The 13598-nt window shown below is 62.8% G+C and carries 14 protein-coding genes, 1 tRNA gene and 1 pseudogene; 8 read left to right on the top strand and 8 right to left on the bottom strand.

Annotation, left to right across the window (positions count from 1 at the left end; translation table 11 throughout):
* Positions 1 to 659: pseudogene (locus tag EC86_RS29470) on the bottom strand (hypothetical protein); the annotation flags it as partial.
* Positions 660 to 858: 199 nt separating this feature from the next.
* On the opposite strand from EC86_RS29470, the gene EC86_RS0111390 reads away from it, so the two are divergent.
* Positions 859 to 1290, top strand: coding sequence for a group II truncated hemoglobin (locus EC86_RS0111390; RefSeq protein ID WP_029525753.1), 432 nt, complete (start codon positions 859 to 861; stop codon positions 1288 to 1290).
* 161 nt (positions 1291 to 1451) lie between these two features.
* Here EC86_RS0111390 and EC86_RS0111385 read toward each other — a convergent pair whose 3' ends face one another.
* On the bottom strand, positions 1452 to 1682 hold the full coding sequence (locus tag EC86_RS0111385) for a DUF1059 domain-containing protein (protein WP_029525752.1): 231 nt from the start codon (positions 1680 to 1682) through the stop codon (positions 1452 to 1454).
* Entirely contained in the window at positions 1663 to 1803 is a 141-nt protein-coding gene (locus EC86_RS28800) for a hypothetical protein (RefSeq protein ID WP_156955303.1), read from the bottom strand. The genes EC86_RS0111385 and EC86_RS28800 overlap by 20 nt, the downstream gene beginning before the upstream one ends.
* Before the next feature lie 448 nt (positions 1804 to 2251).
* On the opposite strand from EC86_RS28800, the gene EC86_RS0111380 reads away from it, so the two are divergent.
* Positions 2252 to 3919: a hypothetical protein gene (locus EC86_RS0111380; RefSeq protein WP_029525751.1), complete on the top strand. Its 1668-nt coding sequence runs from the start codon at positions 2252 to 2254 to the stop codon at positions 3917 to 3919.
* A 348-nt stretch (positions 3920 to 4267) separates the two neighbouring features.
* Positions 4268 to 5095, top strand: a complete 828-nt coding sequence (locus EC86_RS29900) for a helix-turn-helix transcriptional regulator (protein ID WP_232229864.1) — start codon at positions 4268 to 4270, stop codon at positions 5093 to 5095.
* Positions 5096 to 5186: 91 nt separating this feature from the next.
* Here the strand turns inward: EC86_RS29900 and EC86_RS0111370 are convergent, their stop codons facing one another.
* Together EC86_RS0111370 and radC are read right to left on the bottom strand one after the other, a co-directional pair.
* Positions 5187 to 5861: a Smr/MutS family protein gene (locus EC86_RS0111370; protein WP_029525749.1), complete on the bottom strand. Its 675-nt coding sequence runs from the start codon at positions 5859 to 5861 to the stop codon at positions 5187 to 5189.
* A gap of 44 nt (positions 5862 to 5905) precedes the next feature.
* A complete protein-coding gene (gene radC / locus EC86_RS0111365) occupies positions 5906 to 6580 on the bottom strand; it encodes a RadC family protein (protein WP_029525748.1) in 675 nt (224 codons plus the stop codon).
* 192 nt (positions 6581 to 6772) lie between these two features.
* Here radC and EC86_RS0111360 point away from each other — a divergent pair, with 192 nt between their 5' ends.
* The 5 genes from EC86_RS0111360 (at position 6773) to EC86_RS0111340 (ending at position 10737) form a co-directional block, all read left to right on the top strand.
* Positions 6773 to 7264: an FKBP-type peptidyl-prolyl cis-trans isomerase gene (locus EC86_RS0111360; RefSeq protein WP_029525747.1), complete on the top strand. Its 492-nt coding sequence runs from the start codon at positions 6773 to 6775 to the stop codon at positions 7262 to 7264.
* Between the two features lie 2 nt (positions 7265 to 7266).
* The gene (ispH, locus tag EC86_RS0111355; protein WP_036772131.1) at positions 7267 to 8262 is read left to right on the top strand and encodes a 4-hydroxy-3-methylbut-2-enyl diphosphate reductase; all 996 of its coding nucleotides are present in this window, start codon (positions 7267 to 7269) and stop codon (positions 8260 to 8262) included.
* 6 nt (positions 8263 to 8268) lie between these two features.
* Positions 8269 to 9213 carry a threonine/serine dehydratase gene (locus EC86_RS0111350; RefSeq protein WP_029525745.1) on the top strand — a complete coding sequence of 315 codons (945 nt, stop codon included), beginning with the start codon at positions 8269 to 8271 and terminating at the stop codon, positions 9211 to 9213.
* A 49-nt stretch (positions 9214 to 9262) separates the two neighbouring features.
* A complete protein-coding gene (serS, locus tag EC86_RS0111345; RefSeq protein WP_029525744.1) occupies positions 9263 to 10597 on the top strand; it encodes a serine--tRNA ligase in 1335 nt (444 codons plus the stop codon).
* A 52-nt stretch (positions 10598 to 10649) separates the two neighbouring features.
* Positions 10650 to 10737, top strand: a tRNA-Ser gene (locus tag EC86_RS0111340).
* 136 nt (positions 10738 to 10873) lie between these two features.
* Here EC86_RS0111340 and EC86_RS0111335 read toward each other — a convergent pair.
* The 3 genes from EC86_RS0111335 to EC86_RS0111325 form a co-directional block, all read right to left on the bottom strand.
* A complete protein-coding gene (locus EC86_RS0111335) occupies positions 10874 to 11314 on the bottom strand; it encodes a hypothetical protein (protein ID WP_029525743.1) in 441 nt (146 codons plus the stop codon).
* 237 nt (positions 11315 to 11551) lie between these two features.
* Positions 11552 to 13225, bottom strand: coding sequence for a cation acetate symporter (locus EC86_RS0111330; protein ID WP_029525742.1), 1674 nt, complete (start codon positions 13223 to 13225; stop codon positions 11552 to 11554).
* A complete protein-coding gene (locus EC86_RS0111325; RefSeq protein WP_029525741.1) occupies positions 13222 to 13539 on the bottom strand; it encodes a DUF485 domain-containing protein in 318 nt (105 codons plus the stop codon). Before EC86_RS0111325 ends, EC86_RS0111330 begins: the two co-directional genes overlap by 4 nt.
* Positions 13540 to 13598: the final 59 nt, after the last annotated feature.

Below are 13598 nucleotides of genomic sequence, written 5' to 3'. Positions count from 1 at the left end.
TCAAGAATCCCCAGCGGCTGGCCTTGCGCGGTTTTTAGCGGCAAGGTGACCAAATTGGTACGCACCACCACGGCGCCTCCCGCATCGTGGACATGGGCCACGCCCGGCGGGTTGGCAAAACCCCGGTCTGCGACCAGTACCTCTCCAGGCAGAACCGTAAAGCGGCGCAGCGTCTCTCCCTCTTTGCTGGTGCTGACAATGACCTCGTCGGCGCGCAGGCTAGGCCACTGCACGGAGTAGTGCAAGCGCCACTTGGAGCCGCTCGCGCCAGGCTCGCTGACCATGGTGCCATCGACCAGGCGGATGCAGTAGTTGCCCCAACAGGGCCGCAAGGCCTGGCTCGCCTTGAGCGCGGCCGGCATCCACTGCTGGCGTAGCTGGCTGCCCATCCATTCAAACCAGCTCGCGCAGTGACGCAGGCGCTTCAAAACAGCAACATCGCTGAGCGCGGCGATCCCGCCCAGGCGTGCCCGCTGCGCAGTCTCCCGCAAGCCGCAGCCCTGAGCAATGTGAATGAGCATGACGCGCAGCAGCGCTGCTGCATCCGCGACGCCTCGCGTGCGCCTGAGCGCGTGCAGCTCACGCGCCTTGGCTTGCCAATGCTCGGGCAGCAGGCGCTCTATCGCCGCCCAGTCTTCGTCAGCCAGCTTTGACGGCACGCTTTGCTCTTGCCGTGTTGAAGAGTCCGCTTGTTCGGTGTGAAAAACCATGCCTGCATTATCTCTGATATCTGCAATGACCCGTATATTAAGTTAGCGCTTATGCGCGCAGGCGGGAATCCAGTCCCACGCGCTGTGCTTCCTCCGTGGATTCCCGCCTGCGCGAGGAGGGCGGCTGGCGGGTTTATAAAATCATCCCATGCATACTGAAGAAAAACTCGCCGAAGCGTCGCCGTTTGAAACCCCGTTCGCCTGGATCGGCGGCGAGGAGCGCGTCAAGGCGCTGGTCGAGCGCTTCTACGACCTGATGGACCTGGAGACCGCCTACACCGCGCTGCGCGCCGCGCACGGCGGCACGCTGGACAATGCCAGAGAGCGCCTGTTCTGGTTCCTGTGCGGCTGGCTGGGCGGGCCGCAGCACTACACCGAGCGCTTCGGCCACCCGCGCCTGCGCCAGCGCCACATGCCGCAACACACCGGCGGCAGCAGCATCGGCATCCGGGAGCGCGACCAGTGGCTGGCCTGCATGAACCAGGCAATGATTGAAACCGGCGTCGATGAAGCTCTGCGCGCCCGGCTGAACGCCTCGTTTTTCCAGACGGCGGACTGGATGCGCAACCGGGGCGAGTGAACGCCGGCGGTTTTCCGGGTTTCATTGCTTTTTCAGCACAAAAAATGCCTTTTGCGCAATAGAGATAAGCGCAAGCAGCTATTAAATGAATAGCAATTTGGCACCACTTCCGCCTTCAACCCTGAATCCACCGGGCGGCATCGTTTTTTGACGGTAGCCGATCAGGCGCTGGCCGTCTGGGCCTTGGCATTCGCCACATTCAGCGGCGGCGTGCCTGGCTTGAACATGGATGTCAGTTGCTTGCGCAGTTCCGGCGAATCGGTGTGGCCATGCACGGCAACCGCATGCTGCACGGCAGCCTCAAGCAGTTCCTTGTCGTTGTCGGCCGACAGCGCGACGCTGCAGTTCATGGTGCTCGGAAATTCGCGGCAATCAATGTATTGGCGTGACATGATGACTCCTTTCAGGAATGCAGATCAAAGTAGAGGCTGAATAGAACGCCCAGCCCACCGGGTTCAGCTTGTTTTCAAACCGGTCGTTGCCAAAGGACTCGACGATCATCCAGGTGGCCATGTGTTTCTCCCGTCCCGCCGGGCTTGCACCGGCATGAAGTGATTCCTATACTGAATTGTTGAATCGCAAAGGACCACTCCTGAAGACATCCTGAAGTCGCCAAGACAAGTTGCCAATACGCAGCAATGCGTATGCATGACCCATTGGAGCAGCGCCATGAACCACCTCACCCCGAAGCGACTGCGCCGACGCGTTGCGGGTGCTTGCGCGAGTCGAGGCACAGACGGGATCAGTTGGTGGCCGAGTGACTGTGTGCTCGCTGCGGGGTAGGTCTGCGCCCGTGAGTGGCAAACCAGCCGGCTGTGTCGAGTGGGTGGATTTTGACGGCGGACCGGGAAAACTTGGCCTGACGGCGCCCAAAACTGCGTTCTTCATGATGGCGCCAAGGTTCCATACTTGAAGTGATTCGGTTGAATTTCCTATCAATATCCGTTCCAGGGAAATCTTGATGGCTGAAGACGAAAGCAAGCCTGGCGAACTGCGGCAGGTTGACGATTCTCACGAGTTGTCCGTGTTTTTCGGACTGATGATCTGGGCCTTCATCGGCGCCATCTTCGCGTGGAACACGGATTGGGGGCAGGCCTTCCTGCGCAGTTACTGGTGGGCCGCCGGCCTGGCGATTGTCGTGAGTCTGCTGGTGCTTAAATTTTCTGCCATCAACGCCAAGCTCAAGCTGCTGACGCTGGAAGCGCGTACTGGACTGATCGTGTTTGTCGGCCTGCCGGTCCTGGTGTTGCTGGTCACCGGTATTGTGCTGTTGCCCGACTGCCTTCGCGTGGTTGCCATCCGGGGCGTGTTTCTCGCGGTGGTCTTGCTGCTCCCGGCGACGATGTACTACCTGTTCATCGTGACGCGCAAGGACAGCCTGCTTAATGAATACATCGCCATTTTGGATCGCCTCGGCCTCACGCAGCCCGACCGGCTTAAGCTCCACTGCGAGAGAGGCGACAACGCGCCGTATGAATTGTTGCTCGGCCCACGGCTGCGGGTCGAGACCTATCTGCAGCGCTTCGAAGCCGTATACGGACCGATCGGGGTCGAGTTTCGCGAAGAATTCATTGACACGCTATTGCGCGGCTTCGATCCGGCCGCCCGCAACGTCGCCGAACGGCCGATGAATCGCCGCTCCACGGTCGGATTCACCGAGGTGTTTAACCTGGCCACAGCGGTGCCGGTCATCGTCGCCACCGTATTGATCGCGCTCGGCTGGTTGATGGTCCTGCCGCCGATCCCGCCCAATTTCACCTGCGTCGTCAGCACGACAGGGCTCGCCAATACCGCCAATGCAATGTCCGATAGCCTGCGCACGTCGTTGAACCCCTCTGCCGGGCCGGTGGGTTTTGCTTTCCTCGGGGCGTATTTCTTTGCCTTGCAGGCACTGTTCCGGCGGTATGTGCGGCGGGATCTGCGCGCCAGCGCCTACGTGTCGATCAGCATCCGGATCGTGCTCGCGGTGATCGGTACCTGGGTGGTGGTCGAGTGCGCGCAAGTGCTTTCGGCAGTGTCGGCCGAAGTGCTGGCGAAACCCACGGAGACCCTGAACGTCATCGGTTTCGTGCTCGGCGTGTTTCCGCAGGTCGCGTGGCAGTTCGTGCGCAAGGTTCTGAGCAAGGTCACATTGGCCGAGGTGGCGCTGCCCAGCCTGAGCAGCCAGTTGCCGTTGAGCGATCTGGACGGTCTCACCGTGTGGCACGAAAGCCGCTTCGAGGAAGAGGACATCGAGAATATCGCCAATATGGCAACCGCCGACCTGTCCGACCTGATGCTCAATACACGCATCGCGCGTGGCCGCATCATCGACTGGGTTGACCAGGCGATGTTGTACGTGCAGATCGGGCCGGTCGCCGGGGACGCGAAGCAGGTGTCCGCGCGTGATGCATTGCGTGCCCACGGCATTCGCAGCGCGACCTCGTTGCTCGTGGCGTACGACCAGAGCCTCGAACGCAAGGATGGCGCAGCGTTCGAGCAATTGCTGGGCAGCGACACCGACGGAACGCGCCAGCGCGTCAGATCGCTGGTGGACGCGATCGTCACGTCATCCAACTTGGACCCGGTCCTGACATGGAAAGGAATCGACCGGCCGCTCCGCTATGCGCTGGCGCCGGCCGCTCCGTAGATTGCCGCCACGTTTTCAGCGCGGCGCCTGGCTCCTCATGGGCTTTCGCTTGGCCGCCACACCGACACCGCCAAGTACAGCGAGCAAGCTGTCCAAGGTTGGGACTCGGGAACGGGAGTTGCATACATCCCCCAGTCGCGTCGCTCACGAGCGCTGAACGAGCGACTGGCCATTCAGGTCGGTTGCCTTGCGCACGCCCAACCTTGTGGCCGGGCTTGCACCGGCATGAAGTGCTTCCTATACTGAATTGTTGAATCGCAAAGAACCACTCCTAACGCCATCCTGAAATCGCAAAAGCAAGTTGCCAATACGCAGCAATGCGTATGCATGACCCATTGGAGCAGCGCCATGAACCACCTCACCCGAAACGACTTCGCCAGCGCGTTGCAGGTGCTTGAGCGGGTCGAGGCGCAGGCGGATAGCGTGCGCGGCTTTGCGCAGGCGGTGGTGCAGGCGCTGAACGGCTTCGTGGCCTCCGAGTTGACGACGCTCTCGGTCTGTGACCTGACCACCGGCCAGCGCGAGGTGGTGGGCTTGCCCGGTGGGCGGCTGGGCACCGACGAGATGGAATGCTTTGACCGGCATTTTTTCGAGCACCCGCTGGTTCGCCACCACGGCTTTGAAGGCGGATTGCTGACGCGCCGCATCTCGGATCTGGTCAGACGGCACGACTTTCAGCGCAGCGCCCTGTTTGGCGGCTACTACCGGCGCATCGGGCTTGAGTACGCCATCGTCGTACCGCTGTTCAGCGACCGCCGAACGCTGGTGAGCGTCGTGCTGAACCGGCGCGGCCTTGATTTTGACGAGCGCGACCGCGAACGGCTGGAGTTGCTGCGCCCGCATCTTGCCTTCCTTTACCGCCATGCACGCCATGCACGGGCCGCCGTCGCGCTGAACGAGGGGGAGGAGACGCCGCTGCCGCGCATGCCCATGCCACCCGACCTCAGTCCGCCGGGCCTGACGCAACGCGAGGCCGAGGTGATGCACTGGCTGGCCTGCGGCAAGACGGATGCCGAGATTGCGGCGCTGCTGTCGATCAGCCCACGCACCGTGCAAAAGCATCTGGAGCACATCTATGTAAAGCTGGGCGTGGAAACGCGCACGGCAGCGGTCATGCGCGCGCTGGCGATCTGCAATCACTCAAGCATCAGGAATGCAGACCATTTTTTTGTTTGAAAGTGCTTCTTGCACTTTAAGAACGGGTATCTGCAGCTATTGAAACAATAGCGGTAAGGCTCAGGCGTCCGGCCCCTTCGCCCCTTCAGCCTTACGCCAGCAGCACCACCAGCGCCCCGGCGCCGCCCTCGGCGGGGCGCGCCTGCACGAAGGCCAGCACTTCCTGCTTCTGGATCAGCCAGCTTTGCACCCGGCCCTTGAGCACCGGCATCTTCCCCGGCGATCCCAGGCCCTTGCCATGCACCACGCGAACGCAGCGCAGGCCGGCCTTGTTGGCTTCGCGGATGAAGGCGCCCAGCGCGTTGCGCGCATCCTCGCGCCGAAAGCCGTGCAGGTCGAGTTGGCGCTGGATGCTCCAGTTGCCCCGGCGCAGCTTGCGCACCACATCGACGCCGATGCCGGGACGCCGAAAGCTCAGGGCCTCGTCGGTATCTAACAGGCTTTCCACATCGAACCCGTCGGACAGGGCTTCTTGCATCACGGCCAGCTCGTCGCGCTGGCGCTGCTCGGCCACAGGCGCCGGCCGCGCCCGTTCCAGGCTGGCCTTGTGGCCTGGCCGGTGTTGCGGCGCCAGCGCCATCACGCGCCCGACGGCGCGTGAAAACAACTCCTGTTCGGCCCGGACCAGCGCTGCGGCAGCCCGGAGTTCGGCCTGCCGCTCGGCTTCCTGGCGGACGCGCAGTTCGATTTCGCGGCGAACCGGCATGAGGTCTTTGAAGTCCCGGATCAGCAGGCTTTTATGGCGTGGGGATGAGGGCGCAATCATGATGGCAATGAAAATGGGCGGCGGAAATGCCGCAAGCCCTGATCCTAAAGCAGTCCTCGTTCGGCCATCGAGACCGACTGCGAAGCCGTCACCACGAAATGGTCGAGCACCCGCACATCGACCAGCGCCAGCGCGGTTTTCAGGGTATGCGTCAGCATCTCGTCCGCTCGCGAAGGCTCCGCCGCGCCGCTGGGGTGGTTGTGCGCCAGCACCACGCTGGCGGCGTTCAGCGCCAGCGCGCGTATGACCACCTCGCGCGGGTAGACGCTGGTTTGCGTCAAGGTGCCGCGAAACAGCTCTTCCAGCGCAATCAGCCTGTTCTGGCTGTTGAGGAACAGCACGGCGAAAATCTCGTGCGGCCGGCTGCCCAGCTGCAGTTGCAGGTAGTCGCGCACCGCCTGCGGTGTGCTGAACAGCGCTTTTTCCTTCAGCTCCTCGGCCAGCGCACGCCGCGCCAGTTCCAGCACGGCGACGATCTCGGCGCGCTTGGCTGGCCCCAGCCCCTTGATGGATTTGAGCGCTTCGGCTCCGGTGTGCAGCAGCCCGGCCACGCCGCCAAAGTTGTCGAGCAGTTCCTGGCCCATCTGCAGCGCATTCTTGCCGGGCAGGCCGGTGCGCAGCAGCAGCGCCAGCAATTCGGCATCGCTGAGCGCCGCAGGGCCGCGAGCCAGCAGTTTTTCGCGCGGACGGGCGTCTGCGGGCAGGTCTTTGAGGAGCATGAAGGTGTGCGTGGTGGAGAGTTTGCAAGTAAAAGTAACTTGAGTATGCCGCAGGGCAGGGCGACCCATGGCCATGAACCCCCGGTAAAAAACATGAAAAGGCGTACCCGCCAACCCGCGCAAGCCTGGCTTTCTACAATAGGGCCAGTTCAGTCCATGTTGCCGGCCGATCCTGGCTGGCCCGAAAGTCTTATGTCCTCCACTGTGCAATCCCCAACCGTGTTCGCTCCCCCCCTCGTGGTCGAGCCAGGCTCTTTCCTGACGCTGCATTACCGCATGGCCGCGCCAGGCGGCGCGAGCATCATCAACACCTTCGAGGGCAAGCCGGCCACGTTGAGCCTGGGCAATGGCGAGTTGTCGCCAGCCATCGAGCAGCGCCTGCTCGGCCTGCCAGAGGGCACGCGCACCACCTTTCAACTGGCCGCCGGCGAGGCATTCGGCGAGCGCAACCCCGAACTGGTGCAATGGGTGGCGCGCAAGCTGCTCAATGACCTGGGCGACCCCGATGAGCGCTACAGCGCGGGCGATGTGGTGCAGTTCCCCACGCCCGACGGCATGGGCCAGTACGCCGGCGCCGTGCAGCAGGTCAATGACGGCGACGACGCGGCAGTGCAATTCGACTTCAACCATCCGCTGGCCGGCCAGCCGGTGGAGTTTGAAGTGCAGATCATAGGAGTGCTGTGAGCATGTCCAATCCGCAACTTGAAGAAATCCTGCTGGCCGAGCCGCGCGGCTTTTGCGCCGGGGTGGACCGGGCCATCGAGATCGTCGAGCGGGCGCTGGCCAAGTTCGGCGCGCCGATCTATGTCCGCCACGAGATCGTGCACAACACCTACGTGGTCAACGACCTGAAGGTCAAGGGCGCGATTTTTATTGAAGAGCTGTCCGACGTGCCGCCCGGCGCCACGCTGGTGTTCAGCGCCCACGGCGTCAGCCGGGCCGTGCAGGAAGAGGCCAGGGCGCGCGGTTTCCAGATCTTCGACGCCACCTGCCCGCTGGTGACCAAGGTGCATGTCGAGGTGGCCAAGCTCAACAAGGAAGGCTACGAGTTCATCATGATCGGCCACAAGGGCCACCCCGAGGTCGAAGGCACCATGGGCCAGCTCGACAGCGGCATCCACCTGGTCGAGGACGTGGCCGACGTGGCGCGCATCTCGCCGCTGCAGACCGAGCGCCTGGCGGTGGTCACGCAGACCACGCTCAGCGTGGACGACGCGGCCGAGATCAGCGCGGCCATCGTCGCGCGGTTTCCGCAGGTGCGCAAGCCCAAGCAGCAGGACATCTGCTACGCCACGCAAAACCGGCAGGACGCGGTCAAGGTGCTCAGCCCGCAGGTTGACATCCTGATCGTCGTCGGCAGCCCGACCAGCTCGAACAGCAACCGCCTGCGCGAACTGGCCGCCAAGCTGGGCACCGAGGCCTACATGGTTGATGACGCGAGCGAGCTGCAGGAAGCCTGGTTCGACGGCAAGGGCCGCGTCGGCCTGACGGCGGGCGCGTCGGCTCCTGAAATTTTGGTCAAGCAGGTCATTGATCGCATCAAGTCGCTGGGCGCCGTGTCGATCCGCAAGATGGACGGGGTCGAGGAAACCATCAAGTTCCCCCTGCCCAAGGGGCTCAAGCTCGACGCGCAGGGCCATCAGCTGGAACTCGGCGGCAGCCAGCTCCACCAGTTGAACTGAACGCCGATGGCCATTGATCGCTATCAAATAGAGAGCTGTAAACGCATATTCTACGAGCGCTACAGCCACTTTATTCATCAAACTCCGCTGTGGAAGCTGCCCGGCCGGGCGCTGGGCGTGGACTGCGCCGAAGTGTGGCTCAAGCTGGAGCATCTGCAGACCGGAGGCAGCTTCAAGGCGCGCGGCATGCTCAACCGCCTGCTGTCCAACCCGATTCCAGGCAGCGGCGTGATCGTGGCGTCGGGCGGCAACGCGGGCATTGCCACGGCCGCCGCCGCCAAGGAGCTGGGCGTGCCCTGCGAAGTCTTCGTTCCCGAAATCTCCAGCCCGGCCAAGCGTGCCCGGCTTGCCGCGCTGGGCGCGCGCGTGGTGGTCGGCGGCGCAGCCTATGCCGATGCGCTGCACGCCTGCCTGGCGCGCCAGCAGGAAACCGGAGCGCTGCTGACCCATGCCTACGACCAGCCCGAAGTGCTGGTCGGCGCCGGCACGATGGCGCTGGAAATCGAACAGCAGGGCGGCCTGCCCGGTTCGGTGCTGGTCAGCGTGGGTGGCGGTGGCCTGATTGGCGGCGTGGCCAGCTGGTTCGGGCAGCGCAGCCGCGTGGTGGCGCTGGAGCCCGAGCGCGCGCCCGCTTTGTTCCGGGCGCGTGAAGCCGGTGAGCCGGTGGATGTCGAGGTCGGCGGCATCGCGGCCGATTCTTTGGGCGCCCGGCGTATCGGCAGCCTGGCCTGGGAGGTGACGCAGGCGCAGGTGCGCGAGGCGCTGCTGCTCACTGACGAGTCGATACGCACCGCGCAGCTGTGGCTCTGGAACGAACTCAAGCTGGCCGTCGAGCCCGCCGCCGCCTTGCCGCTGGCCGCATTGCACAGCCGACGCTATATGCCGCGTGCGGACGAAAACGTCTGCCTGGTCCTTTGCGGCGCCAATGTCGATCCGGCCAGCCTGAGCTGAACCCGCCGCCCCATTCCTGCCCGTTGTGGCACAAAATACAATCGACTCCATGCTAGACATCAACCTGCTCCGTAAAGACCTGCCCTCGGCCGTCGCCCGCCTGGAAACCCGCAAGCATCCCCAAGCTTTCCTCAACGTCGAGGACTTCCAGACGCTGGAGGCCGAACGCAAGGCCGTGCAGATCAGGACCGAGGAACTGCAAGGCCAGCGCGGCACCCTGTCCAAACAGATTGGCCAGCTCAAGTCCAAAGGCGAAGACGCCAGCGCCGTGATGGCGATGGTCACCGCCTCCAAGGCCGAACTCGAAACCTCCGCTGCCCGGCTGGACCAGATCCAGCTGGAGATGCAGGCGCTGCTTCTGGCCGTGCCGAATCTGCCGCACGACAGCGTGCCGCTGGGCGCGGGCGAGGCGGGCAATGTCGAGGTGCGCAAGTGGAGCCCGTTCGAAGGCCTGGGGGGCGAGCCCGCCGCCTTGAGCTTCGAGCCTAAAGACCATGTCGATGTCGGCCAGCCGCTGGGACTGGACTTCGAGGCGGGCACCAAGCTGACCGGCTCGCGCTTCACCGTGATGAAAGGCCCGCTGGCGCGACTGCACCGCGCGCTGTCGCAGTTCATGCTCGACGTGCAAACGGCCGAGCATGGCTACACCGAATGCTATGTGCCCTACATCGTCAACAGCGACTCGCTGCGCGGCACAGGCCAGTTGCCCAAGTTCGAGGAAGACCTGTTCGCCGCCAAAAAAGGCGGCCAGGAAGGCCAGGCCGAGAATGCCGCGCTGTACCTGATCCCCACGTCCGAAGTGCCGCTGACCAATCTGGTGCGCGGCGAAGTCCTGCCAGAGTCGCAATTGCCGCTGATGTTCACTGCCCACACGCCGTGCTTTCGCTCCGAGGCTGGCAGCTACGGGCGTGACACGCGCGGCATGATTCGCCAGCACCAGTTCGACAAGGTCGAGATGGTGCAGATCGTCCATCCCGAGAAAAGCTACGAAGCGCTCGAAGCCATGACCGGCCATGCCGAGGCGATCCTGCAAAAGCTCGGCCTGCCTTACCGCGTCATGCTGCTGTGTACCGGCGACATGGGCTTTGGCGCCAGCAAGACCTATGACCTGGAAGTGTGGCTGCCGGCGCAAAGCACCTACCGCGAGATCAGTTCGGTGTCCAACTGCGAAGCCTTCCAGGCGCGCCGCCTGCAAGCCCGCTTCAAGAACGCGCAAGGCAAGAACGAGTTCGTGCATACCCTGAACGGCTCGGGCCTGGCCGTGGGCCGCACGCTGGTGGCGGTGCTGGAAAACTACCAGCGAGCCGACGGCGGCGTCGATATTCCGGCGGTGCTGCAGCCTTACATGGGCGGCATGGCGACTCTTTCAGTGCCCGAGGCCTGAGCCAGGCCGGAAACGGCCATCCAGCCTGCTAGAATTGCGGCCACCACACACTGGAGAGGTGGCAGAGTGGCCGAATGTACCTGACTCGAAATCAGGCGTACCGCAAGGTACCGTGGGTTCGAATCCCACCCTCTCCGCCAATTACAGCCCCGAGTAGTTCATCTGCTCGGGGCTTTTTTCTTGTGCAGTCGGACCTGTACCGTGGCGGGAGTTGACTTGGGAGCACGGTTCAGACCTTCAAGAACCCCCTGCCAACAGCAGGGCAGAAACTGGAGATCATTGCCGCCGTATTCTTTTCTTTTTCACTGGCGGCTTTCTCACTGAGCGTTTTTTTACGAATGGTTTTGCAACGGACTGTTTTGCAGCGGATGCGGCAACAGGAGAAGGCCTGACCGCGACAGAAAGTCGATCGCTGTCGGCGCGTGGCGTGGCAACTTCCGACTCGATGTTGGTGTTGGGAAGGTAGGACAGGTCGATTTGAGCCCTTGCCGCCCTGCGCTCTACGTCGGTGAGCATGACCTCGAAAACCGTGATTTTCTGCTTGCGTTCAACGATTTTTGTGCGGAGTCCCCGTGCCTGCGCGTCCAGTGCCGCTTTGCGGGTCGATGGGTCTGGATTTGAAACGTCGGCGGTCGTGGGGGGCATGGGCGGGGGCGGCGCGGCGCAGCCGGACAAAAACAGGGCAGCCAGGATCATCGTTGTTTTCAGCTTCTTCATGTCTTCCTTTCATTGCCGTCTGCATGCAACTATCGCTTGCTCAACCGTACATTGCAAGTAGGTTGCCGCAAGCCAGGGCAGTAGGACGAACTACAGCAATGGATGAGATAACTTCCCGAACCGTCGCGCTTTGCCTGGCAGGGGCTTGCAGCCAGCGGTGAATCCGTGCCAATAGACGCGTGACGCACAAAAAAAAGCCCCGAACTTCGGGGCTTTTTTCATTTGCTCAGCGGCCTGTCAGTGGCTGACCGCGCCATCGGCGCCAAAGCCGGTCTGGGCGCGAACCCACTGGTCCGAATACGCCTCGCGTTCCTTGGCGGCGCGCGGGCTCTTGTCGGTGATGGAGAACACGTAACCCAGCAGGAAGGCCAGCGGCATGGCGAACAGGGCCGGCTGGTCGTACGGGAAGATCGCTGTGGCGTAGCCGAACACCGTCACCCAGACGGATTTGGACAGCACCACCAGCACCACCGCAGCAATCAAGCCACCGTAACCGGCTGCCAATGCGCCGCGCGTGGTCAGGTCTTTCCAGTACATCGACAGGAACAGCACCGGGAAGTTGCCCGCCGCTGCGATGCCGAAGGCCAGCGCCGCCATGAAGGCCACGTTCTGCTTTTCAAAGGCAATGCCCAGCACCACGGCGATCAGGCCGATGCCGAAAGATGCCATTTTGGAAACCTTGATTTCCTGCGCTTCGGACACATTGCCTTTTTTGATCACGCGGGCATACAGGTCGTGCGAGATGGCCGACGCGCCGGCCAGTGCCAGGCCCGACACCACAGCCAGAATTGTCGCGAAAGCCACCGCCGCCAGGAAGCCGAGCAGCAGGTCGCCGCCCACGGCCTTGGCCAGGTGCATTGCCACCATGTTGCCGCCGCCGATGATCTTGCCGCCCACCGTGCCGCCCTCGAAGAAATCGGGGTTGGTGCCGACGATGACGATGGCGCACAGGCCCATCAGCAGGATGACGTTGAAGAAGAAGCCGACGAATCCGGCTGCGTACAGCACCGACTTGCGTGCTTCCTTGGCGTTGTTGACGGTGAAAAAGCGCATCAGGATGTGCGGCAGGCCGGCCAGGCCGAACATCAGGCCGAGCGCCAGCGAAATCGCATTGACCGGGTCCTGCAGCAGCTTGCCGGGGGCGAACAGCATGTCCTTGAGCTTGTGGACTTCGATGGCTTTCGCGGCCAGCGTGTTGAAGCTGAAGCCGAACTGCGAGAACGCCAGCACCGTGATGACCGTGCCGCCGAACAGCAGCAAACAAGCCTTGATGATCTGCACCCAGGTGGTGGCGACCATGCCGCCGAAGGTCACGTAAACGACCATCAGGCAGCCCACCACGATCACGGCAATGTGGTAGTCCAGGCCGAACAGCAGCTTGATCAGCTGGCCAGCACCGACCATCTGCACGATCAGGTAAAAGCACACCACCGTCAGCGAGCCGATGGCCGCCATGGTGCGGACCTTGCCCTGGTCCAGCCGGTAGGAGGTGATGTCGGCGAAGGTGAACTTGCCCAGGTTGCGAAGGCGTTCTGCCATCAAAAACAGGATGACGGGCCAGCCGACAAAGAAGGCAATCATGAACAGGTAGCCGTCGTAGCCGTTGGTGAACACCAGCGCGGTCAGGCCGAGCAGGGTGGCTGCCGACATGTAGTCGCCAGCCATGGCCAGGCCATTTTGAAAGCCGGTGATGCCGCCGCCTGCGGTGTAGAAGTCCGACGCGGTCTTGGTGCGGCTGGCCGCCCAGTAGGTGATGCCCAGCGTCATGCCGACAAAGACGGCGAACATGATGATCGCCGGGACGTTGAGCGGCTGCTTTTGCGTGATTTCCACAGCGCCGGCAGCCATCGCCGCGCCGGTGGCGCCCAGGGCCAGCAGGCCGGCGGCCAGTTTTGCAAGTATTTTGTTCATTTTTTTGCTTTCATGGATTCGCGCAGCAGCGCTTCGGTCAGCGCGTCAAATTCCGAATTGGCGCGGATCACGTAATACGCCGTCAACACCCAGAACAGGACGAATTCGAAAAGGCCAATCACCAGGCCGGTGGTGACAAAACTGTCGCCCAGCCGGATCGCCAGCACCGACGGGTTGAAGGCCACCGTCAGGAACAGCCCGAAAAACAGCACCAGGACGATGCCGGTGAGTGTCCAGGCCAGCCGCTCGCGCTTGCTGACCAGTTCCTTGAATTTCGGATTCGTTCGAATCCGGGCATACATTTCAGAGCTCATGTTTCATCCTCCATTAAAAAAACAATTCAATTTCTTGCAGAAAACCGGGGTAGCGCAGC

Origin of the sequence: Polaromonas glacialis (assembly GCF_000709345.1) — a bacterium.
GTDB lineage: Bacteria > Pseudomonadota > Gammaproteobacteria > Burkholderiales > Burkholderiaceae_C > Polaromonas > Polaromonas glacialis.
This window is presented reverse-complemented; position numbering and strand designations above follow the sequence as displayed.

What these genes read in the sequence shown, in the direction of transcription:
- EC86_RS0111370 (WP_029525749.1), bottom strand. Translation starts at nt 5,861, where the DNA reads ATGATTGCGCCCTCATCCCCACGCCATAAAAGCCTGCTGATCCGGGAC.
- EC86_RS0111380 (WP_029525751.1), top strand. Translation starts at nt 2,252, where the DNA reads ATGGCTGAAGACGAAAGCAAGCCTGGCGAACTGCGGCAGGTTGACGAT.
- EC86_RS28800 (WP_156955303.1), bottom strand. Translation starts at nt 1,803, where the DNA reads ATGGCCACCTGGATGATCGTCGAGTCCTTTGGCAACGACCGGTTTGAA.
- radC (WP_029525748.1), bottom strand. Translation starts at nt 6,580, where the DNA reads ATGCTCCTCAAAGACCTGCCCGCAGACGCCCGTCCGCGCGAAAAACTG.
- ispH (WP_036772131.1), top strand. Translation starts at nt 7,267, where the DNA reads ATGTCCAATCCGCAACTTGAAGAAATCCTGCTGGCCGAGCCGCGCGGC.
- EC86_RS0111325 (WP_029525741.1), bottom strand. Translation starts at nt 13,539, where the DNA reads ATGAGCTCTGAAATGTATGCCCGGATTCGAACGAATCCGAAATTCAAG.
- EC86_RS0111385 (WP_029525752.1), bottom strand. Translation starts at nt 1,682, where the DNA reads ATGTCACGCCAATACATTGATTGCCGCGAATTTCCGAGCACCATGAAC.
- EC86_RS29900 (WP_232229864.1), top strand. Translation starts at nt 4,268, where the DNA reads ATGAACCACCTCACCCGAAACGACTTCGCCAGCGCGTTGCAGGTGCTT.
- serS (WP_029525744.1), top strand. Translation starts at nt 9,263, where the DNA reads ATGCTAGACATCAACCTGCTCCGTAAAGACCTGCCCTCGGCCGTCGCC.
- EC86_RS0111330 (WP_029525742.1), bottom strand. Translation starts at nt 13,225, where the DNA reads ATGAACAAAATACTTGCAAAACTGGCCGCCGGCCTGCTGGCCCTGGGC.
- EC86_RS0111390 (WP_029525753.1), top strand. Translation starts at nt 859, where the DNA reads ATGCATACTGAAGAAAAACTCGCCGAAGCGTCGCCGTTTGAAACCCCG.
- EC86_RS0111350 (WP_029525745.1), top strand. Translation starts at nt 8,269, where the DNA reads ATGGCCATTGATCGCTATCAAATAGAGAGCTGTAAACGCATATTCTAC.
- EC86_RS0111360 (WP_029525747.1), top strand. Translation starts at nt 6,773, where the DNA reads ATGTCCTCCACTGTGCAATCCCCAACCGTGTTCGCTCCCCCCCTCGTG.
- EC86_RS0111335 (WP_029525743.1), bottom strand. Translation starts at nt 11,314, where the DNA reads ATGAAGAAGCTGAAAACAACGATGATCCTGGCTGCCCTGTTTTTGTCC.